21 protein-coding genes and 2 pseudogenes are annotated in these 25,319 nt (G+C 72.9%); 14 read left to right on the forward strand and 9 right to left on the reverse strand.

From position 1 onward, the window contains the following. Positions 1–49 precede the first annotated feature (49 nt). The gene (locus tag ABT245_RS04350; protein WP_351728372.1) at positions 50–259 is read left to right on the forward strand and encodes a hypothetical protein; all 210 of its coding nucleotides are present in this window, start codon (positions 50–52) and stop codon (positions 257–259) included. Positions 260–385: 126 nt separating this feature from the next. Beyond that, entirely contained in the window at positions 386–2,062 is a 1,677-nt protein-coding gene (locus ABT245_RS04355) for a hypothetical protein (protein WP_351728374.1), read from the forward strand. A gap of 145 nt (positions 2,063–2,207) precedes the next feature. On the opposite strand, the gene ABT245_RS04360 is transcribed toward ABT245_RS04355, so the two are convergent. Further along, positions 2,208–2,564 (reverse strand): HesB/IscA family protein, encoded by a 357-nt coding sequence (locus ABT245_RS04360; protein ID WP_006135694.1) that lies wholly within the window; start codon positions 2,562–2,564, stop codon positions 2,208–2,210. 263 nt (positions 2,565–2,827) lie between these two features. Here ABT245_RS04360 and nadA point away from each other — a divergent pair, with 263 nt between their 5' ends. After that, complete coding sequence (gene nadA, locus ABT245_RS04365) at positions 2,828–4,012, forward strand: quinolinate synthase NadA (RefSeq protein ID WP_351728378.1); 1,185 nt, start codon at positions 2,828–2,830, stop codon at positions 4,010–4,012. Between the two features lie 724 nt (positions 4,013–4,736). On the opposite strand, the gene ABT245_RS04370 is transcribed toward nadA, so the two are convergent. From ABT245_RS04370 to ABT245_RS04390, 5 genes are all read right to left on the reverse strand, one after another. Further along, positions 4,737–7,832, reverse strand: a complete 3,096-nt coding sequence (locus ABT245_RS04370) for an efflux RND transporter permease subunit (protein WP_351728381.1) — start codon at positions 7,830–7,832, stop codon at positions 4,737–4,739. Between the two features lie 145 nt (positions 7,833–7,977). Then, entirely contained in the window at positions 7,978–8,661 is a 684-nt protein-coding gene (locus tag ABT245_RS04375) for a response regulator (protein WP_351728383.1), read from the reverse strand. Next, entirely contained in the window at positions 8,658–9,875 is a 1,218-nt protein-coding gene (locus ABT245_RS04380; RefSeq protein WP_351728386.1) for a sensor histidine kinase, read from the reverse strand. Before ABT245_RS04380 ends, ABT245_RS04375 begins: the two co-directional genes overlap by 4 nt. A 593-nt stretch (positions 9,876–10,468) precedes the next feature. Continuing rightward, positions 10,469–10,747 (reverse strand): PspA-associated protein PspAA, encoded by a 279-nt coding sequence (gene pspAA / locus ABT245_RS04385; protein ID WP_351728982.1) that lies wholly within the window; start codon positions 10,745–10,747, stop codon positions 10,469–10,471. Between the two features lie 42 nt (positions 10,748–10,789). After that, on the reverse strand, positions 10,790–11,584 hold the full coding sequence (locus ABT245_RS04390; protein WP_351728389.1) for a PspA/IM30 family protein: 795 nt from the start codon (positions 11,582–11,584) through the stop codon (positions 10,790–10,792). Positions 11,585–11,882: 298 nt separating this feature from the next. Here ABT245_RS04390 and ABT245_RS04395 point away from each other — a divergent pair, with 298 nt between their 5' ends. The 4 genes and pseudogenes from ABT245_RS04395 (at position 11,883) to ABT245_RS04405 (ending at position 15,157) form a co-directional block, all read left to right on the forward strand. Further along, entirely contained in the window at positions 11,883–12,482 is a 600-nt protein-coding gene (locus tag ABT245_RS04395) for a DUF3043 domain-containing protein (protein ID WP_351728391.1), read from the forward strand. Between the two features lie 80 nt (positions 12,483–12,562). Continuing rightward, positions 12,563–13,240: pseudogene (locus ABT245_RS04400) on the forward strand (class I SAM-dependent methyltransferase); the annotation flags it as partial. A 255-nt stretch (positions 13,241–13,495) separates the two neighbouring features. Next, positions 13,496–13,585 (forward strand): annotated as a pseudogene (locus tag ABT245_RS45990) (SAM-dependent methyltransferase); the annotation flags it as partial. Positions 13,586–14,086: 501 nt separating this feature from the next. Beyond that, on the forward strand, positions 14,087–15,157 hold the full coding sequence (locus tag ABT245_RS04405; RefSeq protein ID WP_351728397.1) for a S1C family serine protease: 1,071 nt from the start codon (positions 14,087–14,089) through the stop codon (positions 15,155–15,157). A gap of 121 nt (positions 15,158–15,278) precedes the next feature. On the opposite strand, the gene ABT245_RS04410 is transcribed toward ABT245_RS04405, so the two are convergent. After that, positions 15,279–15,491 (reverse strand): hypothetical protein, encoded by a 213-nt coding sequence (locus ABT245_RS04410; RefSeq protein ID WP_351728400.1) that lies wholly within the window; start codon positions 15,489–15,491, stop codon positions 15,279–15,281. 116 nt (positions 15,492–15,607) lie between these two features. On the opposite strand from ABT245_RS04410, the gene ABT245_RS04415 reads away from it, so the two are divergent. Continuing rightward, the gene (locus ABT245_RS04415; RefSeq protein ID WP_351728403.1) at positions 15,608–16,834 is read left to right on the forward strand and encodes a bifunctional adenosylcobinamide kinase/adenosylcobinamide-phosphate guanylyltransferase; all 1,227 of its coding nucleotides are present in this window, start codon (positions 15,608–15,610) and stop codon (positions 16,832–16,834) included. 19 nt (positions 16,835–16,853) lie between these two features. Here the strand turns inward: ABT245_RS04415 and ABT245_RS04420 are convergent, their stop codons facing one another. Beyond that, positions 16,854–17,957 carry a class I SAM-dependent methyltransferase gene (locus ABT245_RS04420; RefSeq protein ID WP_351728406.1) on the reverse strand — a complete coding sequence of 368 codons (1,104 nt, stop codon included), beginning with the start codon at positions 17,955–17,957 and terminating at the stop codon, positions 16,854–16,856. Positions 17,958–18,363: 406 nt separating this feature from the next. Here ABT245_RS04420 and ABT245_RS04425 point away from each other — a divergent pair, with 406 nt between their 5' ends. From ABT245_RS04425 to ABT245_RS04440, 4 genes are all read left to right on the forward strand, one after another. Continuing rightward, complete coding sequence (locus ABT245_RS04425; protein WP_351728408.1) at positions 18,364–18,609, forward strand: hypothetical protein; 246 nt, start codon at positions 18,364–18,366, stop codon at positions 18,607–18,609. Next, positions 18,606–19,715, forward strand: coding sequence for a nicotinate-nucleotide--dimethylbenzimidazole phosphoribosyltransferase (cobT, locus tag ABT245_RS04430; protein WP_351728411.1), 1,110 nt, complete (start codon positions 18,606–18,608; stop codon positions 19,713–19,715). The genes ABT245_RS04425 and cobT overlap by 4 nt, the downstream gene beginning before the upstream one ends. Before the next feature lie 749 nt (positions 19,716–20,464). After that, positions 20,465–22,255: a phosphatidylglycerol lysyltransferase domain-containing protein gene (locus ABT245_RS04435; protein WP_351728414.1), complete on the forward strand. Its 1,791-nt coding sequence runs from the start codon at positions 20,465–20,467 to the stop codon at positions 22,253–22,255. Between the two features lie 10 nt (positions 22,256–22,265). Beyond that, entirely contained in the window at positions 22,266–22,943 is a 678-nt protein-coding gene (locus ABT245_RS04440) for a hypothetical protein (RefSeq protein WP_351728417.1), read from the forward strand. Between the two features lie 98 nt (positions 22,944–23,041). Here ABT245_RS04440 and ABT245_RS04445 read toward each other — a convergent pair whose 3' ends face one another. Further along, on the reverse strand, positions 23,042–23,794 hold the full coding sequence (locus ABT245_RS04445) for a hypothetical protein (RefSeq protein WP_351728419.1): 753 nt from the start codon (positions 23,792–23,794) through the stop codon (positions 23,042–23,044). An 86-nt stretch (positions 23,795–23,880) separates the two neighbouring features. On the opposite strand from ABT245_RS04445, the gene ABT245_RS04450 reads away from it, so the two are divergent. Together ABT245_RS04450 and ABT245_RS04455 are read left to right on the forward strand one after the other, a co-directional pair. Continuing rightward, positions 23,881–24,711 carry an adenosylcobinamide-GDP ribazoletransferase gene (locus ABT245_RS04450; protein WP_351728984.1) on the forward strand — a complete coding sequence of 277 codons (831 nt, stop codon included), beginning with the start codon at positions 23,881–23,883 and terminating at the stop codon, positions 24,709–24,711. Next, entirely contained in the window at positions 24,708–24,992 is a 285-nt protein-coding gene (locus ABT245_RS04455) for a hypothetical protein (protein ID WP_351728422.1), read from the forward strand. Before ABT245_RS04450 ends, ABT245_RS04455 begins: the two co-directional genes overlap by 4 nt. The last annotated feature ends 327 nt before the right edge of the window (positions 24,993–25,319 follow it).

Here is a 25,319-nt window from a genome sequence, read left to right on the forward strand (position 1 = left end):
CGATAGCAGCTCCTTCTCCGCACATTCCCGGCCTGTCCACGGTGCCCTCATGACGAACCTCAAGGTCCACTCCCCCGCCCCGGCCGACCTCGAAGGAGACCTGGCCTCGCTGCGCGGCGACTGCGCCCGGATGGCTCCGCGCTGGACGGTGCACCGGGACGCCGACACCCGTCCGGTGCCGCCGTCGCTCATCCACGGGGTGACCGTCCCGCCGCGCTCCGCCCGGCTGCTGGACGCGATGTCGGACTACGGCGACTGAGCCGTCCTCACGGGGGCGCGCGGCCTGTTCCGGCGAGCGCCCATGGGAACCGCGCGCTCCCGTCCCGCGTCACATCGCTGTCCCCTGCAAGGGGATGCGGGATACGACCCACCAAGGAGCGATGCGGTGAACACCGAGCGACCCGACAACCCCGACACCCCCGACCGGGACGACGAGGACGCGACCGCGGGTGCCGCCGAGAGGACCGCGCCGGAGAAGGAGACCGCGGAGAAGCGAGCAAGCGCGGAGAAACGGGGGGATGCGAAGGAGCAGGGGGACACGGAGAAGCACGGGAGCGCGAAGAAGCACGGGAGCGCGGAAGAGCACGGGAGCGCGGAAGAGGGGGATGCCGTGCGGGGCGCGGGCGGCGGGCGGCGGCGGTCGTCTGTGGTGGTGTCCGTCGCGGTGGCCGTGTTGCTGGCCGGGGGTGGCGGGGCCTATGTGGCCGCCACCGCGGGCGGCGGTTCGGGGGGCGCTTCGGGCCCGGCGGCCGGTGCCGGCGGCACTCCCCCGCGGCTCGCCCTGGACGGATACGCGGCGCCGTCGGCGGGCTCGCCGGCGCCGTCCGGCGGCACGAACGGGATCGCGCCAGGTGAGCCCGCTCCGTACGGCGTGACGTACGAGGCGAGCGGCGCGCTGCCGGACGGCCCCGGCTCGGCGCCGGTGTACCGGCCCGCGGGCGAGGTCGGCGCGGACGACGTGGCCAGGCTGGCGGCGGCGCTCGGCGTGGACGGGAAGCCGGTGGCCGACGCGGCGGGCTGGCGGGTCGGCTCCGGGCGGGACGGCGCGGGGCCGAGCCTGCGGGTGGCCGGGCAGGCGCCGGGGAACTGGACCTTCCAGCGGTACGCGCCCGGCACCGACAGCTGCAAGGGCGGCACCACCTGCCCGCAGAGCCCCGCCGAACCCGCCGCCGAACCCGTGAGCGTGCCCGTCGCGGAAAAGGCGGTGGCACCGGTCCTCAAGGCGCTCGGCCAGGACCACGCGAAGATCGACGCGAGCCAGGTGGCGGGCGCCCAGCGGGTGGTGAACGCCGACCCGGTGGTCGGCGGCCTGCCCACGTACGGCTGGACGACCGGGCTGACCGTGAGCGGTCAGGGCGAAGTGGTCACCGGCAGCGGGCTGCTGAAGGCGCCGGAGAAGGGCGACACCTATCCGGTCCTGAGCGCGCGGCGGACGCTGGACCTGATGAACGCGGCGCCCCGGACCGACCACCGCATGGGCATCGGCGGCTGCGCCGACCCCGTACCCCTGAAGGACCGGCTGGAGCAGCCGTGCGCGGCCAAGGCGCCGACGGCCGCGCCGCGGCAGGGCACGGCGACCGTGCGCGCCGCGGTCTTCGGGCTGGCCGCGCACTCCGTGCGGGGGCGGCAGACGCTGGTGCCGTCCTGGCTGTTCGAGGTGCGGGGCGCGGGCGCACGGGACACCTTCACGGTGACGTATCCGGCGGTGGACCCCGAGTACCTGGGCGCGGCGAGCCCGTCGGCCGCGCCGCCCTCGGAGTCGGGACCCGCGCCGAAGACACGGGACGTCACCGTGGACGGCTACACGGCCGACGACTCGAAGCTGACCGTGAGCTTCATGGGCGGGGTGTGCGCCGACTACACGGCGTCCGTCGAGGAGAGCGCGGACCGGGTGAAGGTCACGGTGACGGAGAAGCCGTGGCCGGACAAGGTCTGCATCCTGATCGCCAAGGGGTACCGGAAGAACGTTCCGCTGGATGCGCCGCTGGGTGGCCGAAGCGTGGTCGGGACGGACGGCAAGCCGATCCCGAAGGGCGGGCACGCAGCGCTGCCACGGCCGTGAGCGCGCCGTCGGCCGGGCACGGCAGCGGTGCAGCCGGGCGCGGCAGCGGTGCGGCCGGGCGCGCGCCCCTTCGGGGGCGCTGCTGCCGGAGCACGTACGAAGGCGGCGGCGCCTCGCTCGGGAGGGGCCGCCGCCTTGGGGTGGCTCAGCTGAAGGAGTCGCCGCAGGCGCAGGAGCCGGTCGCGTTCGGGTTGTCGATCGTGAAGCCCTGCTTCTCGATCGTGTCCACGAAGTCGATGGTGGCGCCACCGAGGTACGGAGCGCTCATCCGGTCGGTGACGACCTTGACCCCGCCGAAGTCCTTCTCGACGTCCCCGTCGAGGGAGCGCTCGTCGAAGAAGAGCTGGTAGCGCAGGCCCGAGCAGCCGCCGGGCTGGACGGCCACGCGCAGCGCGAGATCGTCACGGCCTTCCTGGTCGAGCAGGGCCTTGACCTTCGACGCGGCGGCGTCGGTCAGGATGATGCCGTCGGTGACGGTGGTGGTCTCGTCCGATACGGACATCTACATCTCTCCCGGGTTGTACGGAGACTGCTTGCCGACGAGTGCAACCGGCGGGTCCGCGGATTCATTCCGGGCCGGGCATTCGCGTTGTCGCGTTTTTTCCTCTGGATTCATGCTCGCACACGCCCGTGCGCGCGGACAGCGGCCCGTGAGCGACCCGGCCGGGATTCACGTCACATGGACGCTATCGCCATCGTCAAAGTGACGTGAACCAGTTATGATAGATAGCGTCAGGTTGACGAAAAATAGAAAGGGTGCGTGTCGTGACCACCGCCCAGACCACGGATCTCGACGTACAGCCGAGCCCGCTTGCCCTGCTGCTCCTCGGCCGTGAGGCCGACCCGAAGAGCGAACGCGGCGTCGAGTGTCCCGGCGAGCTGCCCTCGCCCTCCGACCCCGATCTCGTCGAGCGCGCACGGGTGGCCAAGGAGAAGCTCGGAGACAAGGTCTTCGTGCTCGGCCACCACTACCAGCGCGACGAGGTCATCCAGTTCGCCGACGTCACGGGCGACTCCTTCAAGCTGGCCCGGGACGCGGCGGCCCGCCCGGAAGCCGAGTACATCGTCTTCTGCGGTGTGCACTTCATGGCGGAGTCCGCGGACATCCTGACCGACGCCGGGCAGAAGGTCGTGCTGCCCGACCTCGCCGCCGGCTGCTCGATGGCCGACATGGCCACCGCCGAACAGGTGGCGGAGTGCTGGGACGTGCTCACCGAGGCCGGGGTCGCCGAGCGGGTGGTGCCCGTCTCGTACATGAACTCCTCCGCCGACATCAAGGCGTTCACCGGTCGGCACGGCGGCACGATCTGCACGTCCTCGAACGCGCGGCGGGCCCTGGAGTGGGCCTTCCAGCAGGGCGAGAAGGTGCTCTTCCTGCCCGACCAGCACCTCGGCCGCAACACCGCGGTGCGGGAGCTGGGCATGTCCCTGGAGGACTGCGTCGTCTACAACCCGCACAAGCCGAACGGCGGGCTGACGGCGGAGGAACTGCGTGACGCGCGGATGATCCTGTGGCGGGGGCACTGCTCCGTGCACGGCCGCTTCAGCCTGGAGTCGGTCAACGAGGTGCGGGAGCGGATACCGGGGGTCAATGTGCTGGTCCACCCGGAGTGCCGGCACGAGGTGGTGGCCGCGGCGGATCAGGTCGGCTCCACCGAGTACATCATCAAGGCCCTTGAGGCCGCTCCCGCCGGGTCCAAGTGGGCCGTCGGCACGGAGCTGAACCTGGTGCGGCGGCTGGCGAACCGTTTCGCTCCGGAGGGCAAGGAGGTTGTCTTCCTGGACCGTACGGTGTGCTTCTGCTCGACCATGAACCGCATCGACCTGCCGCATCTCGTGTGGGCCCTGGAGTCGCTCGCCGAGGGGAACCTCGTCAACCGCATCGAGGTCGACGAGGAGACTGAGCGGGGCGCGCGGCTGGCGTTGGAGCGGATGCTGGCACTGCCGTAGGGCTTGGCCGGGGGCTGGGGTGCGGGGGGCTGTTCTGTGCGGGTGCGTTGGGGTTTTTCGCGCAGTTCCCCGCGCCCCTGGGGGGGCTGGCCCTGGGGCGTGTTTACCGAGAGGCCGTTGGGTGGGGGGCCGAGCGGCGTGGGGGTGCGGTGGTCTTTCCTGTGCGGGTGCGTTGGGGCTTTTCGCGCAGTTCCCCGCGCTCCTGGGGGGGCTGGCCCTGGGCGTGTTTGCAGACGGGCCGTTGGGTGTGGGGGCGGGGTGTCGTGGGGGTGCGGGTGGTTTGGCCTGTGCGGGTGCGTTGGGGCTTTTCGCGCAGTTCCCCGCGCCCCTGGGGGGCTGGGCCTCGGAGTGTCCTGAAAATCTTGCTTTCGACACCCGGTTCACCCCGGATCGCCGGTAAATGTCAATCGGGTTGAACCAGGGCAAGCCGGGCGCATATTCGAGATCTTCATCAGACTCCTCGGGCGTGTTTGCCGAGGGGCCGTTGGGTGTGGGGGCCGAGCGGCGTGGGGGTGCGGTGGCGTTGCCTGTGACGGTGTGTTGGGGCTTGGCGCGCAGTTCCCCGCGCCTCTGGGGGCTGGGCCTGGCGTGTGCTGAGAATGGGCCGAGGCCCGGACCCCCGGGGTGGGCGGGGCCGGGCTCGGCGTTTGTTGGGGGTGGGTGGGGACCAGCCGCGGGCGTGGCGGCTGGTCCCCACCCGATCGAGGCGCTGTACCCCGCGGGTCTAGACGCCCACCGGTTCCCGTACCTCTGGTGCTGCCCGCTTTGCCGCGCGCTTCTTCGCGCGGCGCTCCTTGCGGAGTTCGAGCATCGCGTACAGCGTCGGGACCAGCAGCAGCGTCAGCAGCGTCGATGTGATCAGACCACCGATCACCACCACCGCGAGCGGCTGGGCGATGAAGCCACCCTCGCCGGTGACGCCGAGCGCCATCGGCAGCAGGGCGAAGATCGTCGCCAGGGCCGTCATCAGGATCGGGCGGAGCCGGTGCCGGCCACCCTCCACCACGGCCTCGACGACGCCGTACCCCTGGCGCCGGTACTGGTTGATCAGGTCGATCAACACGATCGCGTTCGTCACCACGATGCCGATCAGCATCAGCATGCCGATCATCGCGGGGACGCCCATCGGCGTACCGGTGACGATGAGCAGACCGAGCGCGCCGGTCGCCGCGAACGGGATGGACACCAGCAGGATCAGCGGCTGGGCCAGCGACCGGAACGTCGCCACCAGCAGCATGAAGACGATCGCGATCGCCGCGAGCATCGCCAGGCCCAGGTTCTTGAACGCGCTGTCCTGGTCGGAGCTGACGCCGCCGATCTCCGCCGTCGCCCCCGCCGGGAGCTTCAGCGCGTTGATCTTCGACTGGAGCTTGGTGCTCACCGCACCGGTGTTGTCACCCGTCGGCCGCGCGGTGATGGTCGCCGCGCGCTGGCCGTCGATCCGGGTCATCGACACCGGTCCGTCCACCAGCTGCACCGCCGCGATGTCGCCGAGCTTGACCGCGCCCAGGTTCAGCGCGCGCAGCTGCGCCAGCGTCTCGGCCGGCTCGGCCGACCTGACCACGATGTCGCGTTCGGTGTCGTCCAGGGTCGCCTTCCCGGCCGTCGTGCCCTTGACCGCCTGGGCCACCGCGGCGCCCAGCGTCTGGTCGTTGAAGCCCGCCGCGGCCGCCTTCGCGTTCGCCTTGACCGAGATGCGCGGCACGCTCTGCGCCAGGTCGCTGGTCACATCGGTGACATGGTCGAGCCCGGCCACGGTCTTGCGTACCTGCTCCGCCGCCGTGTCCAGCACGTCCCCGTCGGCCGCCTTCACGACGACGCTCAGGTCCTGGCTGCCGAAGCCGTCACCGGCGGAGACCGTGGTGGTGCCGATGCCCTTCAGCTCGGCCAGCCCGTCCTCGATGTGCGTCTGCACATCGTCGTAGGACGCGGAGTCCTCCAGCATCACCTGGTACGACGCCTGGTTGGTGTCGGTGCCGCCGCCGAAGGCCGCCATGAAGCCGGACGAACCGATGGTGACCTGGTAGTCCTTGACGCCCTTGGTGTCGCCGAGCAGCTTCTCCACCCGGCGGGCCTGCTCGTCGGTGGCCGCCAGGCTGGTGCCGGGCTTCAGCTCCTGCTTGATGCTGAGGACCTGCTGCTCGCCCTGGTCGAAGAAGTTCGTCTTCAGCAGCGGGGCCATGCCGAAGGTGGCGAGCAGCACCACCACGGCGATCACGACGCTGGTGAAGCGGCGGCGGGTGGCGAACCGCAGCACCGGGACGTAGATGCGCTGGAGGCGGCTGTTCGCCTCCTTCTCCTCGGCCTGCCTGCGGGCCTGCTCCGCGTCCTCGGGGGTGCCCTTCGGCGCGCGCAGGAACCAGTACGACAGGACCGGGACGACCGTCAGCGACACCAGCAGGGACGCCAGCAGCGCGGCCGTCACGGTGAGGCTGAACGAGCCGAACAGGGCGCCCACCATGCCACCGACCAGGCCGATCGGCAGGAAGACGGCGACCGTGGTGAGGGTGGAGGAGGTGACCGCGCCGGCCACCTCGCGGACGGCGCCCAGGATCGCCGCCTGGCGCTCCTCGCCGTAGCCGAGGTGCCGCTTGATGTTCTCCAGGACGACGATCGAGTCGTCGACGACCCGGCCGATCGCGATGGTCAGCGCGCCCAGCGTGAGCATGTTCAGGGACAGGTCGCGCGTCCACAGGACGATCAGGGCGAGGACGACCGAGAGCGGGATGCTCACCGCCGTCACCAGCGTCGAGCGCACCGACGCCAGGAAGACCAGGATGACGAGGACCGCGAAGAGCAGGCCCAGGGCGCCCTCGGTGGTCAGGCCCTTGATGGACTTCGAGACCGCCGGGCCCTGGTCGCTGACGACCGTGATGTCCGTACCGGAACCGAGGTCCTTGCGCAGCCCGGGCAGCTTGTCCTTGACCGCGTTCGAGATGGAGACCGCACTGCCGTCGTGGTCCATGGTGACGTTCACGGCGAGGCTCGGCCGGCCGTCGGTACGGGTGATGGACTCGGCCGGGGCCTGCTGCTCCTTGACCGTGGCCACATCGCCGAGGCGGACCGGCTTGCCGCCGCCCTCACCGGTGACCCTCAGGTCCCGGATCTGCGCGAGCGAGGTGAGGCCGCCGCCGACCTGGACGGTGCGGTTGGCGCCGCCCTCGTCGAAGGAGCCGGCCGGGACGGTGGCGCCGCCCGCCTGGAGCGCCGGGACGAGGGCGGCGGGGGTGAGGCCCGCCTTGGCCAGCTTCGCGTCGTCGGGGGTCACGGTGACCTGGACGTCCCGTACGCCGTCGACCTGGACCCGGCCGACGCCGTCGATGTCCTTCAGGTCCGGGACGACCGTCTTGTCGAGCTGGTCGGCGAGGGCCTGCTGGTCCTTGTCCGAGGTGACGGCGAGCACCACGGTCGGGATGTCGTCCGTGGACCCGGAGATGACCTGCGGGTCGACGCCGTCCGGGAGCTGGGGGCGGGCCCGGTTGACGGCCTGCTGGACATCGGTGACGAGCTGCTTGGTGTCGTTGCTGTAGTCGAAGGACGCCATGATCACGGCGTTGCCCTCGCCGGCCGTGGAGGTGACGCCGGTGATGCCGTCGACGGCTTCGAGGTTGTCTTCGAGGGGTTCGACGACCTGCTTCTCGACGACGTCGGGGGACGCGCCCTGGTAGGGCGCGAGGACCGACACCATCGGCAGCTCGATGGTGGGCAGCAGCTGCTGCTTGATCTGAGGTATCGCGATCGCCCCGAAGACGATCGCGATGATGGACATCAGCCCGATCAGGGCCCGTTGCGCGAGGCTGAATCTGGACAGCCAGGACATGGGTCAGGGTCTCTCTTCTGTGAGCGGCAAGGGCGTGTGAGCGCCCACAACACCACCCTGGTCCATGCGCGAGGGCGGATCCGTCGCCCCCAGGTCCATTTCCTTATCCGGTTCCTACTCCGGCCGCAGTACGCCCGGGTGTAGGTCAGTCCATCCTTGGACGTACCAGCCCCGACTCGTAGGCGATGACCACCAGCTGGGCGCGGTCCCGCGCACCGAGCTTGGCCATGGCCCGGTTCACATGGGTCTTCACGGTCAGCGGACTGACCTCGAGGCGCTCGGCTATCTCGTCGTTGGAGTGGCCGCCGGCGACCTGGACCAGGACCTCGCGCTCCCGTCCGGTGAGCGCGTCCAGCCGGTCGGAGTGTGCGGGGTCGCGGCCGTCGTTTGCCGCGTCGCCCTGGGCGAGGAAGCGGGCGATCAGGCCCTTGGTGGCCGTCGGGGACAGCAGCGCCTCGCCGCCGGCCGCGACGCGGATCGCGGCGAGGAGTTCCTCCGGTTCGGAGCCCTTGCCGAGGAAACCGGAGGCGCCCGCGCGCAGCGCCTGCACCACGTAGTCATCGACCTCGAAGGTGGTCAGGATGACCACGCGGACATGGGCCAGGGTGGGATCGGCGCTGATCAGACGGGTGGCCTGAAGTCCGTCGGTGCCGGGCATCCGGATGTCCATGAGGACGACGTCCGTCCGCTGCTCCCGGGTCAGCCGCACCGCTTCCGCGCCGTCGGACGCCTCCCCCACCACCTCCATGTCGGGCTCGGAGTCGACCAGCACGCGGAAGGCGCTGCGCAGCAGTGCCTGGTCGTCGGCGAGCAGGACACGGATCGTCATGCGGGCTCCCCCGTGGCGGTGGTGCGGGTCTTGACGGGCAGGATCGCATGGACGCGGAAGCCGCCGCCGTACCGGGGACCGGTGGTGAGGCTGCCGCCGAGGGCGGTGACCCGCTCCCGCATGCCGAGCAGCCCGTGCCCGCCGCCGGCCGTGGCACCGTTCACGGCCGTGCCGTCATCGAGGACGGTCACCTCGACGAGCGGGCCCACCCGTACGACGCTGACCTCGGCCCTGGCGTCCGGGCCCGCGTGCTTCTGCACGTTCGTCAGGGCCTCCTGGATGATCCGGTAGGCGGCCAGGTCGACGGCGGCGGGCAGTTCCTCGCCCTGGTCGGCGTGGGCGACCTCGACCGGGAGGCCCGCGTTGCGGAAGGTACCGGCGAGTTCATCGAGGCGGCTGAGGCCGGGGGCGGGTTCCGTGGGGGCCTTGGGGTCGCCGGTCTGGCGCAGCAGGCCGACGGTGGCGCGGAGTTCGTTGAGCGCGGACCGGCTGGCCTCCCGCACATGGGCGAGGGCCTCCTTCGCCTGGTCCGGGCGCTTGTCCATGACATGGGCCGCGACCCCGGCCTGCACATTGACCAGGGCGATGTGATGGGCGACGACGTCATGCAGATCGCGGGCGATGCGCAGGCGTTCCTCGGCGACCCGGCGCCGTGCCTCCTCCTCCCGGGTGCGTTCGGCCCGATCGGCGCGTTCCCGGATGGCCCGGACCACGGCACGGCGGCTGCGGACCGCGTCGCCCGCGGTGGCGCCGGTGCCGGTCCAGGCGATGATCGCCAGGTTCTCCTGGGCGTACCAGGGCAGGGGGCCGGCCAGCATGGCCGCGCCCGTCAGTACGGTCATGGTGAGCAGGCCGACGCGCCAGGTGGTGGCACGGTCGGTGGTCGCGGCGACCGTGTACAGCGCGATGACGGCGCACATCGCGACCGGGGCGCGCGGAACTCCGGTGACGCTCTCGACGAGGGAGGCGGTGCCGGTGACGGCGAGGACGGCCTTGGGGGTGCTGCGTCGGAAGACGAGGGCGGCGGCGCCGAGGGTCATCAGGACGAGGCTGAGCGGGTCGGGGGTGCGTACGCCCCAGCTGACGCCGTGCTCTCCTTCGGGGGCGACGAAGGAACCGATCACCATGCACACCAGTGCGCCCGCCGCGATGGCCGTGTCCAGCGCGAAGGGGTGCGCCGTGAGCCGGCACCGGGCGCGTTGCAGTCTGCTCACGGGATGCAGCGTACGGGGGCCTGCGGGGCTTTGGCGGGGTGCGCGGTTCCTCGCGCCCCTGGGTGGGCTGCGGCTGGGGCGTGACCGCAGTCGGACGGGGGTGGGGATGGGGATGCCTGCGCCGTCGGGGTTGCGGGGTGGGGGGCTGTGCGGGTGCGTGGTGGCTTGGCGCGCAGTTCCCCGCGCCCCTGGGTGGGCTGGGCCCGGCCCATGGATACAGGGTCATGGGGGTGGGGGCGCCTGCGCCGTCGGGGTTGCGGGGTGGGGGGCTGTGCGGGTGCGTGGTGGCTTGGCGCGCAGTTCCCCGCGCCCCTGGGTGGGTTGGGCCCAGCCCATTGACACAGAGGTCACGGGGGTGGGGGCGCCTGCGCCATCGGGGTTGCCGTGTGAGGGGCTGTGCGGGGTGCGTCGTGGCTTGGCGCGCAGTTCCCCGCGCCCCCAGGGGCTGCCCCCCGGCCCATTGACACAGAGGTCACGGGGATGGGGGCGCCTGCGCCGTCGGGGTTGCGGGGTGGGGTGCGTAGTGGCTTGGTGCGCAGTTCCCCGCGGCCCCAGGGGGCTGCGGCCAGGGCTTTGGCGTGGAGGGGGTGGGGTCAGCCTGGGATCAGGCCGTTGGTTTTTAGGAGGTCGCGGACCTGTTCCAGGGTTGCGTCGGGGGACGGGAGGATGAGGTCGGACGGTTTCAGGGAGTCGTCGGGTACCGGTTCGCCCAGGTAGCGGACCCTGGCGAGGAGGGCCTGGAGGGTGCGGCGGAAGCCGGGGCCGTCGCCGTTCTCCATCTCGGCCAGGAGTTCGTCGTCCAGCTTGTTCAGCTCGGCGAGGTGGCGGTCCGCCAGCCTCACCTGTCCCTCCCCCATGATCCGTACGATCATGTCCGCCATCTCGCTCTCCAGACCGTCGGCTCTACTGCTTCCCTACTGCTTGTCGAAGCGCGGAGTGTCCTGCGGCTGCTGCTGGGACTGCTGCTGCTGGCCCGTGCCGCCCTCGATCGCCTGCTGGGGCGAGCCCGAGGCCAGCTCCGCCTTCATGCGCTGGAGTTCCAGCTCCACATCCGTACCACCGGAGAGGCGGTCCAGCTCGGCCTGGATGTCGTCCTTGGCCATGCCGGAGGGGTCGTCCAGGGCGCCGGAGGCCAGCAGTTCGTCGATGGCGCCGGCCCGCGCCTGGAGCTGGGCGGTCTTGTCCTCGGCGCGCTGGATGGCCAGGCCGACGTCGCCCATCTCCTCGGAGATACCGGTGAAGGCCTCGCCGATCCGGGTCTGGGCCTGAGCCGCGGTGTACGTCGCCTTGATCGTCTCCTTCTTGGTGCGGAAGGCGTCGACCTTGGCCTGGAGGCGCTGCGCGGCCAGGGTGAGCTTCTCCTCCTCGCCCTGGAGCGTCGAGTGCTGCGTCTCAAGGTCCGTCACCTGCTGCTGGAGCGCCGCGCGGCGGGACAGCGCCTCGCGGGCCAGGTCCTCACGGCCCAGCGCGAGCGCCTTGCGCCCCTGGTCCTCCAGCTTGGAGGACTGCTGCTGCAACTGGTTCAGCTGGAGTTCCAGGCGCTTGCGTGAGGTCGCCACGTCGGCGACGCCACGGCGGACCTTCTGGAGCAGCTCCAGCTGCTTCTGGTACGAGTAATCGAGGGTTTCGCGCGGGTCCTCGGCCCGGTCAAGGGCCTTGTTCGCCTTCGCGCGGAAGATCATCCCCATACGCTTCATGACACCGCTCATGGGCTTCGCGCGCCCCCTTCTGACGGACTCCAGCTCACCGATCTGCGACAGAACCCACAGTACGGGCCCTGCCTCCATTACCGCACTGTTCGGGGACGGATGCGCTCATCCCCAAGGACGACTGCGTACGCTCCCGGTCCGGCGTAGGGAGTAGGTGGCCCCCCTGGTGGGCTCCCGGGTGACCGCCGGATGAACCGTGCGCAACGTCCCCTCTGTCCCCTTACAGACGACTGGTGTTGCCGGATCGTTCCCCGCCTGGCTGGGGTCCACGCCTCACCACCCCGTACCCTTGGGTTTCGTGTTCCGTAGCCGTGCGAAGGAAGAGAAGGCCCCGTCCGCCGACAAGGCGACGGTGACCGGCTCCAAGCAGCCCCGCGACCCGCAGGCCCCCAAGGGCCGCCCCACTCCGAAACGGAGTGAGGCGCAGTCCCAGCGCCGCAGCGTCGCCAATACGTCGATGACGCGCAAGGACGCCGCCAAGCGGCAGCGCGAGGAGCGCCGTGCCCAGATGGAGCGGCAGCGTCAGGCGCTGGCCGGCGGCGACGAGCGCTATCTGCCGGCCCGGGACAAGGGTCCGGTCCGCAAGTTCGCACGGGACTGGGTGGACTCGCGTTTCAACATCGCGGAGTTCTTCCTGCCGCTGGCCGTGGTGATCCTGGTGCTGAGCGTGGTGCGGGTGCCCGCGCTGCAGAACATCGCGCTGCTGCTGTGGCTGGTCGTGATCGTGCTGATCGTGCTCGACTCGCTGCTCAGCGGCTTCCGGCTGCGCAAGCGGCTCGGTGAGCGCTTCACCGACCAGAACCGCAAGGGCGCCGTCGCCTACGCGCTGATGCGTTCCCTCCAGATGCGCCGGCTGCGGCTGCCGAAGCCCCAGGTCAAGCGTGGAGAGCGGCCCTGAGCGCAGCTTCTTTCCCCGAGGGCGCGGCGCAGGCCCGGCCGGGCTCGGTCGGGCCGTGTGATGTCGTACGGCAGGAGCTGGTGGCCCGCCAGCTCGACGAGCAGATAGTCGGGCGGTTCCCGGTCGGACAGCGGCTGCGGGTGCTCGACGTGGGGATGGGGCGGGGCGCGCGGGCGCTGCGGCTGGCCCGCGCCGGTCATCAGGTGACCGGTGTCGAGCAGGAACCGGCGATGATCTCGATGGCCCGTAGGACGCTGACCGCGGAGCCCGAGGGGATCCGGGAGCGGCTGCGGATCGTGCAGGGGGACGGCCGGGACACGGGGGTGCACTTCCTGCCGGGCAGCTTCGACGTGGTGCTGTGCCACGAGGTGCTGATGCATGTCGCGGAGCCGGACCCGCTGCTGGCGGGGCTGGCCCGGATGCTCGCGCCGGGCGGTCTGCTGTCGCTGGTGGTGCGCAACGGGGACGCGCCGGCGATGCGGCCGGGGCTCGCCGGGGACTGGGCGGCGGCGCTCGCCGCGCTCGACGCCACCCCCCGGCCGCCGTCCCGCGTGGACGCGGACACGGGGACCGCGGACCGGCCGGGCCCGGAGGTACGGGCGAACCGGCTGACCGCGCTGACGGCGACGCTGGCCGGGATCGGGGCGCCGCTGCACGCCTGGTACGGGGTCGGGGTCTTCATCGACACGGCGACGGACACGGACGCGCCCCCCAGGGCGGACACGGCCCCGGAAGCGGTTCAGGGGGCGACGGTACCGGGGACGGCGGGCCCGGGTGCGGTTCAGGGGGCGGCGGTTCCGGGAGCGGTTCCGGGAGCGACGGTTCCGGGGGCGGTTCCCGGTGCGGCAGTTCCGGGGGCGGCGGTCCTGGGTGCGGTCCCGGGGGCGACGGTTCCGGGAGCGACGGTTCCGGGGGCGGTTCCCGGTTCGGCAGTTCCGGGGGCGGCGGTCCTGGGTGCGGTCCCGGGGGCGACGGTTCCGGGAGCGACGGTTCCGGGAGCGACGGTTCCGGGAGCGATGCTCGCCGTCGAGGAGCGGGCCGGACGGACGGACCCGTACCGCGGGGTGGCGGCACTGCTGCACCTGTGCGGCGTACGAGGCTGACGGTCCCACCCGACGATCCGCCCCACGACGCCCATCCCCCACAGCCAACGGGCCTCTGCGAACACGCGCCAGGCACCAGCCGACCCAGGGGCGCGGGAAACGGCGCGACCAGCCACGACACACCCGCACAGCCCACACGCCCGCACCCCCACCCGGCCCGTCGCCCACAGCGCCAAACCCCACAAGCCAACGACACTTCACCACCACGCGCCAGGCACCAGCCGACCCAGGGGCGCGGGAAACTGCGCGGCCAGCCACGACACACCCGCACAGCCCACACGCCCGCACCCCCACCCGGCCCGTCGCCCACAGCGCCAAAGCCCCACAGAGCAACGGCACTTCACCATCACGCGCCGGGGTCAGCCCACCCAGGGGCGCGGGAAACGGCGCGACCAGCCGTGGCGCCCGGTGGCGGCGTGCGGGGGCCGACCCGGCGACGGCCCACCCCGTTCGGCCGCTCTCCGCAGGCCCGGGGGTTCGGCTCGCGGTGAGACTCGGGGCATGGACGCTTCCCGTACCCCTGCCTCGCGGGCCGTCGCCCTCCTCGCCGCGCTCGTCTGTTCCGCCGTGCTCGTCACCGGGTGCACCGACTCCGATCCGCAGGCCGAGCAGGCCGCGACCACCGCACCGGCGGCGGTTCCGCTGAACGGCGACAGCCTGCAGAGCGACTACCAGCGGGTGATCAAGGACGTACTGCCGTCGGTGGTGCAGATCCGGGGCAGCCGGGACCTGGGGTCGGGGGTGGTGTACGACGACAACGGGCACATCGTCACCAACGCGCACGTGGTGGGCACCGAGAAGACCTTCCGGGTGACCATCGCCAACAGCGAGTCACCGCTGACCGCCCGGCTCGTCTACTCCTACCCCGAGCAGGACCTCGCGGTCGTCAAGCTGGACCAGGTACCCGAAGGGCTGCGGGCGGCGCGGCTCGGGGATTCCGAAAAGGTGGAGGTCGGGCAGATCGTGCTCGCCATGGGCTCGCCGCTCGGGCTGTCGTCCAGCGTGACGCAGGGCATCGTGTCGGCGACCGGACGGACCGTCAGCGAGGGCGGTTCGGGCGGCGGCACGGGGGCCACCATCGCGAACATGGTGCAGACGTCGGCGGCGATCAACCCGGGCAACAGCGGGGGCGCGCTGGTCAACCTCGACGGGCAGGTCATCGGCATTCCGACGCTCGCCGCCGCCGACCCCGCCCTCGGGGGCAGCGCGGCGCCCGGCATCGGGTTCGCCATCCCGGCGTCGATGGTGAAGACGGTCGCCGGCCAGATCGTCAAGCAGGGCCGGGTCACCGACTCGGGGCGGGCGGCGCTCGGCATCACCGCGCGGGACGTCGTCGACGACTCCTTCCAGCCCGCCGGGGTCGCCGTGGCCGAGGTGACCAGTGGGGGCGCAGCCGACAAGGCGGGCATCCGGACGGGGGACGTCATCACCCGGCTCGGCGGCACCGTCATCACCACGATCACCTCGCTCTCCGAGGCGCTGGCGGCGAACCGGCCGGGGCAGCGGACGACGGTGACGTTCACCCGCGACGGCACCGAGCAGACGGTGAACGTGACACTGGGCGAGCAGTGAGCGAAACCGGGACCGTGACACTGCGACGCTGCGCGAGCAGAGAGCAGAACCGGGACCGGGACGCCGGGTGAGCGGTGCGTACGGGGTGGCCGCCCGGGCGGCCACCCTCGGCCGGGGCCGGCTACGCGTCGGCGGCGTGCAGGCTCATCGGCCCGTAGATCTCCGTGCCGTCCTCGAACAGCCACACCTGGTCGGCGCCGCCCGCGAGCAGGTCCTTCCAGTGCTCCCCGATCCAGGACTCGGCATCACCCTGCGTGGTGAACTCCTCGGGCTGCACCGCCGGCTGGACCTCCGTCCCGTCGGCCTTCTCGAACCGCCACGTCCATGCCGCCATGTACGCCTCCTGATGTCAGCACATGCAGAGCAGAGCGAGAGCCGGATCCTGGTCCGGCTCCTGCCCGCAGCCTAGTCGGATGCGCGAGACCTGCGGCGACAGGTGAAAATCGGTCCGTGGAAGTGACTGTGCTCGGTACCGGAGCCCCGGCGGGGCTGCCCCGCCCCGACTGTCCCTGCGCGGCGTGTGCGACGGCGCTCGGCGGTGACGCGCGGGCGGCCACCGCGGTGCTCGTGGACGGCGTGCTGCTGCTCGACCTGACGCCGGGCATGGTGTTGGCCGCCGCGCGGGCGGGGCATGCGCTGGACGGCGTACGGCAGGTCCTGCTGTCGCATCCGCACGACGGGCCCCCGGTGGAGGTGCCGGCCGGGCTGCCGCAGCCCGTACGGGTGCCGGACGGACGGGAGTTGACGCTGCTGACGGGGCATCGAGTACGGGCGCTGGCGATGGACGCGGGCGGCACCGGGTACGCGGTGACCGGGCCGGGCGGGCAGCGGCTGCTGTATCTGCCGCCGGGCAGTGCCCCGGCGGGGCTCACGCGGGGCGCGGAGTCCGCCGGGGCGTACGACCTGGTGCTCGCGGATGTCGTGGGGCGGCCGGACGCACTGGCCAGGCTGCGCGCGGTGGGCGCGGCCGGACCGACGACGGATGTGGTCGCCGTGCACCTGGACCACGACGTGCCGCCGGGCGCCGAGGCGCGTCGGCGACTGGCCGCGGCGGGCGCCCGCGCGGTGCCGGACGGGACGACGCTGACGGTGGGGGCAACCGAGGATGTGCCGGCGGGGCCGGCCGGGCCGGGTGTGCCGCGCCGGACGCTGGTCCTGGGCGGGGCGCGCTCCGGGAAGTCGGTGGAGGCCGAGCGGCGGCTGGAGTCCTTCCCGGACGTGCTGTACGTGGCCACGGGCGGCTCCCGCAGCGGGGACACCGAGTGGGCCGCCCGGGTGGCGGCGCACCGGGAGCGGCGCCCCGGGTCCTGGCGTACGGCGGAGACCTGCGATCTCGTACCGCTGCTCGCGAAGGACGGCCCGCCGCTGCTGATCGACTGCCTGTCGCTGTGGCTGACCGACGCGATGGACGCGGTCGGGGCGTGGGACGACGCCGAGTGGGCGTCCGGCGGGGAGCGGGCCCTGCGGGAGCGGGTACGGGAGTTGACGGCGGCGGTGCGGGCCACGCGGCGCACGCTCGTCGTCGTGTCCAACGAGGTGGGGTCCGGGATCGTGCCCGCGACCGCGTCCGGGCGCCGCTACCGGGACGAACTGGGCCGGTTGAACGCGGCGTTCGCGGGCGAGTGTGAGCAGGTGCTGCTGGTGGTGGCCGGCCAGGCGCTGGTGCTGCGCGGCTGACGCCGGGTGCGCGGCCCGGTCAGCCGGTCTCCTTGCGGGCGATGACGCGGTACGCGTTCGAGAAGCGGGTGCGGCGCAGCAGCGGGGCCAGGCCGCGGTCCAGGGCGGTCGCCGCGGCCACCAGCGGGGCGGTGGCCCGGAGCAGGCGTGCGGGCAGGGTGTTGGCGAGGGCGAGGGTCAGGGCGGCGGACAGGTCGTAGGGGGTGTGCGCGGCGCGGCGGTCGGTCGCGACGATCGCGCAGCCCCGGGCCTGAAGTTCCGCACGGAGGTTGTTCAGCGGCACCAGGTGGGTGTGGCGGGGCTGGCCGTGCGGGAGCCACCACTTGCCGAGCAGGGTGGCGAACGCGCTGGCCGGGTCCGGGACTTCGAGGACGAGGTGGCCGCCGGGGCGCAGGACGGTCAGGGCGGCTCGGAGTTCGTCGCGCGGGTCGGGCGCGTGCTCCAGGTGGTGGAACATGCTGACCACGTCGTAGCGGGCGCGCAGGCGATCGGTGAGGCGGGGATCGGCCAGCCTGCCGACGTACGCCTCCTCGATCCGGCCCGCCGCGCGGGCCCGGAGCACCCGCGGGGTGGTGTCGAGGCCGTCGAACGCCGTGTAGGGGAACAGGTCGCGGGCGGCTTCCGGGAAGCGGGCGTGGCCGGTGCCGACGTCCAGCCAGCTCTCGGGTTCGGGGAAGCCGGGGCAGCGAAGCAGCGCCTGGGCCGCGGCGCGGTGCCGGCGGGCCGAGTGCACACGGTCCACGAGCGGCCGCACGTGCGCGTCGTCGAACTCCCGCTGGTGGAAGGCCAGTCCCTGCGGGGTCAGGCGCGGGTTCTGGAAGGCGTGGGCGCAGTCGTGACACTCCTCGACGACGAAGACGCCCGGGGCGCGGTGGCGCAGGTCGGGCGCGCGAAGCCGGGTACGCAGCCGCCGCGACCCGCACCAGGGACAGTCCGGCCGACGCGGATCATGAAAGGGCGCGGCGACGCGGAACCCGAGCGCCTCCGAGGCGGGGGCGGACTCCGGCGCGGGGGCAGGCGCAGGCTCCAGCGCGGGGGTAGGCGCAGGCGCGGGGGCAGGCGCAGGCTCCAGCGCGGGGGCAGGCGCAGGCTCCGGCGGAGACACGGGCTCCGGCGGAGACATGGGGGGATCGGTTCGCGCGGGAGGCCCGGCCTGCGCCGGAGACCCGGCTTGCACGGGAGACCCCGCGTGCTCGCGAGGCCCGGCGTGCGCGCGAGGCCCGGTCTGCGTGGAAGGACCGACCTGCACCGGGGACCCGGCCTGCACAGAAGGCTCGGCGTGCACCCGAGGCTCAGTCTGCGCAGAAGGCTCGACATGCACGGAAGGCCCGGCGTGCACCCGAGGCCCGGTGTGCGCAGAAGGCTCGGTGCACACGGGAGGGCCGGCATGCACGGGAGACCCGGCCTGCGCGGGAGGGCCGGCTTGCGCGGGAGGGCCGGCTTGCGCGGGAGGGCCGGCTTGCGCGGGAGGGCCGGCTTGCGCGGGAGGGCCGGCTTGCGCGGGAGGGCCGGCTTGCGCGGGAGGCACGGTGGTTGTGGTCGGTTCCGTTGGGGGCGCCGGTTTTCTCGGTGTCGCCGGTTCCGCCGGGGCGGGTGGCTCGGGCTGCGTGGACGGCTCCGGCTGCATGCGCGCCTCCCTGTACGACAATCCGCTGCAAAACGGAACGTATGGGATAGCGATCTTGGGTGCAAAGACGCTGCGCGGATGCGGTATCGACGTGGCGCGGAACCGACGCGGAACCGTTCGTTCGGTGCCGGTACTGTTCGGCGAATGAGCTCGCTGAATCTCGACGACTTCACGGATCTGATCGAGCGCCCGGACGGCGGTGTGCGCCGTGACGCAGAGGCCCGCCGGGAACGTCTGATCGTGCCGCCCGGGTCCCTGGGGCGCCTCGACGACCTGGGTGAGTGGCTGTCCGCCGCGCAGGGCGCCGTACCGGTACGGCCGGTCGAACGGCCGCGGGTCGTTCTCTTCGCCGGGGACCACGGAATCGCCGGGCTCGGGGTCTCCGCGCGCCCCGCGGGCAGCGCCGGGGAACTGGTGCGCGCGGTCCTGGAGGGCGGCAGCCCCGTGTCGGTGCTCGCCCGCCGGCTCGGGGTGCCGGTGCGGGTGGTGGACATGGCGCTGGACTGCGTGCCGGACGCCTTCCCGAAGGACGTCGTACGGTACCGGGTGCGGCGCGGCAGCGGCCGGATCGACATCGAGGACGCGCTGACCCTGGAGGAGGCCGAGGCCGCCTTCCGCGCGGGGATCGCGGTGGCCGACGAGGAAGCCGACTCCGGTACGGACCTGGCGGTGCTCGGCGATGTGAGCGTGGGCGGGACCACCGCGGCGGCCGTGCTCGTCGCCGCGCTGTGCGGGACCGACGCGTCCGTGGTGACCGGGCGGGGCGGCCGGCCCATCGACGACCTCGCCTGGATGCGCAAGTGCGCCGCGATCCGGGACGCGCTGCGGCGTGCGCGGCCGGTGCTCGGGGACCAGTTGCAGCTGCTGGCGACCGTGGGCGGGGCCGATCTCGCGGCGATGACCGGGTTCCTGTTGCAGTGCGCGGTGCGGAAGCTGCCGGTGATCCTGGACGGGGTCGTGGCGGCCGCGTGCGCGCTGGTCGGGCAGCGGATCGCCTTCCGGGCGCCGGACTGGTGGCTGGCCGGGCACGACAGCGGGGAGCCGGGGCAGGCGAAGGCGCTGGACCGGATGGCACTGGAACCGCTGCTGAAGCAGGGGGTCAAGGTCGGCGAGGGGGCGGGGGCGCTGCTGGCCCTGCCCCTGGTCCAGGCGGCGGCAGCGCTGGCCGCGGAACTCCCCGAGAAGCCGGCGAGCGAGCCGGAGCAGCCCGATGGGGACCAGCCGGAGCAGCAGCAGACCGCGACGGACGACTGACACCTGGCCGGAATCCGGCGCCGACGAAAGGCAGAGCCCAGCGGCAGCACCGCGCTGACGCAGACCCCGCACCACCGGGCCCGCCCGCCGAGGAAGAGCGGACTCCAGCAGAACAAAAGGGACACCGGACCGGCACGGGACCGGACCGGCACGGGACCGGACCGGCACGGGCGCGGACCGGCACGGGCGCGGAAGCAGACCGGCGCGGGACAGGACCGGCACGGGACAGGACCGGCACGGGACAGGACCGGACGGGACAGGACCGGACGGACGCGAAAGCAGACCCGCGGGACCGGACCGGGCGCAAAACCGGACCCGCACAAAAACAGACCCGCACGGAAGCAGACCCACGTGTGCCGCAGGTTGTGGACCGGCGGGCTGTCGTCCTCGGGTGGGGATACGAGCCCGACTGTCGGGCTCCGGCTCATTGACGCGGCGCGCGATCCACTCCGGCTCATTGACGCGGCGCGCGATCCACTCCGGCTCATTGACGCGGCGCGCGATCCGCTCCGGCTCATTGACGCGGCGCGCGGTCCGCTCCGGGTCGTCGACCGCGACGAGGCCGCCCGGCGTCGTCGACCGTGACACGGCCGCCCGCGCCCGGAGACAACGTGCGGCGGTCGGCCCGTCTCCGGCGCGGACGGAGGCCGGATGGCAGCGACAGCGACAGCAACGGTCGAGTGCGGGTGTGGGCGGGTGTGGGCGGGTGTGAGGGGTTCGTCGGGGTCTCGGACATATGATCCTTCCTCATGGGAGATGCCCGAATTGCCGTGGAGCAGGACACCGGCCCGGGGCGGTCGGGTGACCGGCCGGGCGGCACGGCCTCGGCGCGGGCCGCCGCCTTCGCCGTCTGGTACCTGCGGGCCGTCGCCTTCGTCAACTTCCTCAGCGCGGTGTGGGTCTCCCTCGGGCAGGACGTACGCCGCCACAACCAGGAGAACTACTTCACGCCGTACCTGCTGACGGCGGGCTTCGCCTCGGGCCTGTTCACCGCCTTCCTGGCGATCACCATGCGGCGCCGCAAGCGTGCCGCGTGGATCCTCAACCTGGTGCTCAGCGGAGCGTTCCTCGCCCTGTTCGCGTTCGCCATGTCCTTCCCGGAGATCCGGCAGTACGCGCAGAACTGGATCTCCCTCGTGCTGACCGCCGGGTTCGTCGCCGCGCTGCTCGTCGGACGCCGCGAGTTCTACGCCAAGGGCGACCGGTCCAACCCCCGGCTCGCCGCCGGCGTCGCGGTCGGCGGCGGGCTGGCCGCGTCGCTGCTGGCGGCGCTGCTCGTGACGGTCACCAACCGGGCGCCGGACGCGGGGCGTTCCACGTTCCCGGAGCGCTGGCACTACGGCACGCTGCGGCTGGTCTCGGTCGCCGCCGACGAGTCGTACTTCCCCGGGATCTCGACGCCCAACTGGGTCAACGTCGTCATCAACGTGCTGAGCACCGCCCTCGTGCTGGCCGTGTTCTACGCCGCCTTCCGCTCCCGGCGCGCCGTCGACCCGCTCACCGGGGACGACGAGAAGCGGCTGCGGGTGCTGCTCGACGGGTACGGCGAACGGGACTCGCTCGGCTACTTCGCGCTGCGCCGGGAGAAGAGCGTGGTGTGGTCGCCGACCGGGAAGGCGGCGGTGGCGTACCGGGTCGTGGGCGGGGTGTCGCTGGCCTCCGGGGATCCGCTCGGCGATCCGGAGGCGTGGCCCGGGGCGATCGTGCCATGGCTGGCCCAGGCACGGGCGCACGGCTGGATCCCGGCCGTGATGGGCGCCGGCGAGGAGGCGGGGACCGTGTACGCCCGGCACGGCCTCGACGCCCTGGAACTCGGCGACGAGGCGATCGTGGAGGTGGCCGACTTCACGTTGGAGGGCCGGGCGATGCGCACCGTCCGGCAGGCCTACAACCGGGTCGGGCGGGCCGGGTACGCGGTGCGTGTGCGGCGGCACGAGGAGATCCCGGCCGACGAGATGACGTATCTGGTGCGGCGCGCGGACGACTGGCGGGACGGCGCCACCGAACGCGGGTTCAGCATGGCCCTCGGACGGCTCGGGGACCCGGCGGACGGGCGCTGTGTGATGCTCGAATGCACCGATGCCGACGGCGAGTTGAAGGCCCTGCTGTCGTTCGTGCCCTGGGGGCCGCACGGGCTCTCGCTCGACCTCATGCGGCGGGACCGGGACGCCGACAACGGGCTGGTGGAGTTCATGGTCATCGAACTGCTGCGCAGGGCCGGGGAGATCGGGATCACTCAGGTGTCCCTCAACTTCGCGATGTTCCGGTCCGTCTTCGAACGCGGCGCACGGCTCGGCGCGGGCCCGGTGCTGCGGCTGTGGCGCTCCCTGCTCAGCTTCTTCTCGCGCTGGTGGCAGATCGAGTCCCTGTACCGTGCCAACGCCAAGTACCGGCCCATCTGGGAACCCCGGTTCCTGCTCTTCGAGAAGAGCGCGGACCTGCCGCGCATCGGCCTGGCCTCGGCGCACGCGGAGGGTTTCCTGGAGGCGCCCGGACTGCCCGGGTGGCTGCACCGCAGACACCTGGACACGCGCCGATGAGGTCCACCGGATGAGCGGGGTCGCCCGCTGGGCCCGCGCCGAGTGGGGGCTGCTGTACGTCACGGTGCGCGAGCCGCTGCAAAAGCGCGGCCCGCGGGCGATTCCGATGACGCTCACCGCGGTGTGCCTGACCGCGGTGCTCCAGGTGGTGCAGAACCAGTCGTGGGGCTTTCAGTTCGTACAGAACGTGGGCGCCGTGCGGGCCCGGGACCCGCTGTGGCTCGCCCTGCTGCGCACCCCGCTGTCGCTGTTCGTCCCGGCGCTCGACCTGCCGGTGTGGGGTGCGCTGGCGCAGATCCTGTTCGTGTTCGGCATCGCGGAGATCTGCCTCGGCTGGTGGCGCACGCTGACCGTCGCGTACGTCGTCACGCTCGCCGGGACCTTGTATGCGCGCGTGGGCGTCGCACTCGGACCGCACACACCGCTCGGCCTGCCGGCCTCGGACGCGCAGGTCGTGGACACCGGGCCGTCGGCGGCCGTGGTGGGCCTCGCGGTGTATCTGAGCCGGCGGTACGGCGCCTGTGCGACGGGCGGCGCGGTGGTGCTCGCGATGGTGATCGAGGTACTGGTCAAGGACAACCTCGCGGGCAAGGAACACATCGCGGCCCTGGCCGGCGTCACCACCCTGTGCACCCTGCCGACCGTCCTCCAGCACACCGACCGCCGCCAGGAAACAGAGAGCGGCTAGGCAGCGCGCGCGCCGAAGGGGCGCGGGGCTGCATCGATATGCGGCTCCGCGGTGCGGGCGCGAGCGACCACGCCAGAGCCACAGCCGAACGACGACCGTCACCGGCCCTTCGCGGAGCGGTCAGGCGCACCGGCGATCCAGTTCTGGACGGCCCGGCTGGGGCCGGACCAGCGGCGGTCGTGACGGTACGCGCGCACCAGCGACCGGGCACGGGCCCGTGGCCGGCGCCGGTAGCAGCGCCTGGCCCACGGCGAGCCCGGCCGGGCCAGGCGAACCGCGCCGACGAGGGCGATCAACGGGACGACGACGCCGTACAGGGCGGTGCGGGTCTTGCCCTTGCTGAGGGAGACCAGGGAGAACAGGAAGTTCACGGCGACGCTCGCGATGGCCGCGCCGCGGCCCTGGAGTTCCTCCGCGGAGAGGCCGTTGACGCCGAACGGCGCGAAACCCGCGAGGAGCAGGCCGACGAGCGCGGCGGTCAGGACGACGACCTCGACGCTCTTGCGGCCCTCCTCGGTCCAGTAGACGTCGTCGAGATGCAGGATCAGCGCGAACTCGTCGAGGACGAGGCCCGCGCCGATGCCGAAGACCACGGCGGAGACGAACCCGCCGAGGCCGTGCCGGCCGCTGGCCACCGCGCCGAAGCCGCCGATCACGGTGAGCACGACACCGGGGACGGCATGGTGGATGTGCAGCCCGCCCGCGCTGACGTTGCGGAAGGGGCCCCTGCCCGCCCGGATCAGCCGGGTGATGGACCGGGTGACCAGGAAGGTCAGCACGAACGCGGCGAGGGCGAGAAGCAGCGGGAGCTTGCCGGGCTCGATGATGTTCCGGTCCAGCCAATGTCCCATATGCGCACTTTATCCCTGACAGTCGGTCGCGTATCCCGGCGCCCGGCGGTGCTCCCGCGACCGCCGGGTACCCTGCGCCGGTGTCCATGACCTCGCCCGCTTCACCCGCCTCACCGGCCTCGCCCGCCTCGCTCTCGGAGGGGCTTCGCTTCGCCTTCGGCACCCTCACCGTGCTGCCCGTCGCCGTGCGCCGCTGGGACCGGGCGGCGGCCCGGCTCGGCATGCTGAGCGCCCCGCTGGTCGGGCTGGTCGTGGGTGGCTGCGCGGCCGGGGCCGGGCTGCTGCTGCTCCTGCTGGGCGCGGCCCCGCCGCTCGCCGCCGTCGCCTCGGTCGCCGTACCCGCCGTACTCACCCGCGGTCTGCATCTGGACGGACTCGCCGACACCGCGGACGGGCTGGGCAGCGGCAAGCCCGCCGAGGACGCGTTGCGGATCATGAAGCAGTCGGACATCGGGCCGTTCGGCGTGGTCACCCTGCTGCTCGCGGTACCGGCCCAACTGGCCGCCCTGGCGCAGGCGTACGGCGACTCATGGGCCCGGGGCGCGCTCGCCGCCGTGGTCTCGGCGACCGCCGCCCGGCTCGCGCTCACCGCCGCCGCCCGCGCGGGGGTGCCGGCCGCCCGGCCGGAGGGGCTGGGCGCGGCGGTCGCGGGGGTGGTGCCGACGGGCGGCGCCGTCGCGGCCGGGGTGGCGGTGGTGGCGGCGGCCGGGGCCGGGGGCACTGCCTTCGGGGCGTACGACGGTGTGCGTGCCGCCCTGGGAGTGGTCGTCGCCGTCGGCGTCGCCGAACTCCTGCTGCGCCACTGTGTGCGCCGCTTCGGCGGGGTCACCGGAGACGTGTTCGGCGCACTCGCGGAGACGGCGGCGACCACGGCGCTCGTGCTGCTGGCGCTCGGCGCTCCGCCGGGGGGGCCGTGACGGGTCGTCGTTCGGCCGCGGCGCCGTTGTGGTTCGCCGTCGCGGCCGGGGTCGCGGCGGCGGCCGGGGCCGGGGCCGGGGCCGGGGCCGGGGCCGGGGGCACTGCCTTCGGGGCGTACGACGGTGTGCGTGCCGCCCTGGGGGTGGTCGTCGCCGTCGGCGTCGCCGAACTCCTGCTGGGCCGTGATGGGTCGTCGTTCGGCCGCGGGGCCGTTGTGGCTGGGCTCGACCGCGCGGCGGAGCGCATGGTGATACAGCCCCGCGCCCCTTCGGGGCGCTGAACGCGGCGTATACAGGAGGATGACCATCCCCTTGTGGAGTTCCGCAGAGGCGATCGGTGAGAATTCGGCGAACGGGCAGCGGGGGCGGCCGTCGGGCACCGGCGCATGGGGCTCAGGTCGCCGAAGCGCAGGGGCGGGCGGCACATGGCCACGACGTCACCCACAGGTGAACGACCAGGGGAATGAGCAGGCGCACACACACGCGTAGGCTCGTCCCGGGTGCTCGCCGGCAGGGCGAAGGCCCCGGTCTCGACCCGCCCTCAGGCCAGTTCTAGGGTCGGTCCCCGGGCCCGGTCGACCCACCCATTCGGCCACAGCAACTTCACA

Origin of the sequence: Streptomyces sp. NPDC001508 (genome assembly GCF_040298665.1) — a bacterium.
GTDB lineage: Bacteria > Actinomycetota > Actinomycetes > Streptomycetales > Streptomycetaceae > Streptomyces.

Coding starts and splice junctions, on each gene's coding strand:
- cobT (WP_351728411.1), top strand. CDS start 18,606: ATGAGCTCGCTGAATCTCGACGACTTCACGGATCTGATCGAGCGCCCG.
- ABT245_RS04350 (WP_351728372.1), top strand. CDS start 50: ATGACGAACCTCAAGGTCCACTCCCCCGCCCCGGCCGACCTCGAAGGA.
- ABT245_RS04440 (WP_351728417.1), top strand. CDS start 22,266: ATGAGCGGGGTCGCCCGCTGGGCCCGCGCCGAGTGGGGGCTGCTGTAC.
- ABT245_RS04420 (WP_351728406.1), bottom strand. CDS start 17,957: ATGTCTCCGCCGGAGCCCGTGTCTCCGCCGGAGCCTGCGCCTGCCCCC.
- ABT245_RS04445 (WP_351728419.1), bottom strand. CDS start 23,794: ATGGGACATTGGCTGGACCGGAACATCATCGAGCCCGGCAAGCTCCCG.
- ABT245_RS04435 (WP_351728414.1), top strand. CDS start 20,465: ATGGGAGATGCCCGAATTGCCGTGGAGCAGGACACCGGCCCGGGGCGG.
- ABT245_RS04405 (WP_351728397.1), top strand. CDS start 14,087: ATGGACGCTTCCCGTACCCCTGCCTCGCGGGCCGTCGCCCTCCTCGCC.
- ABT245_RS04390 (WP_351728389.1), bottom strand. CDS start 11,584: ATGAGCGGTGTCATGAAGCGTATGGGGATGATCTTCCGCGCGAAGGCG.
- ABT245_RS04360 (WP_006135694.1), bottom strand. CDS start 2,564: ATGTCCGTATCGGACGAGACCACCACCGTCACCGACGGCATCATCCTG.
- ABT245_RS04450 (WP_351728984.1), top strand. CDS start 23,881: ATGACCTCGCCCGCTTCACCCGCCTCACCGGCCTCGCCCGCCTCGCTC.
- ABT245_RS04370 (WP_351728381.1), bottom strand. CDS start 7,832: ATGTCCTGGCTGTCCAGATTCAGCCTCGCGCAACGGGCCCTGATCGGG.
- ABT245_RS04375 (WP_351728383.1), bottom strand. CDS start 8,661: ATGACGATCCGTGTCCTGCTCGCCGACGACCAGGCACTGCTGCGCAGC.
- pspAA (WP_351728982.1), bottom strand. CDS start 10,747: ATGATCGTACGGATCATGGGGGAGGGACAGGTGAGGCTGGCGGACCGC.
- ABT245_RS04410 (WP_351728400.1), bottom strand. CDS start 15,491: ATGGCGGCATGGACGTGGCGGTTCGAGAAGGCCGACGGGACGGAGGTC.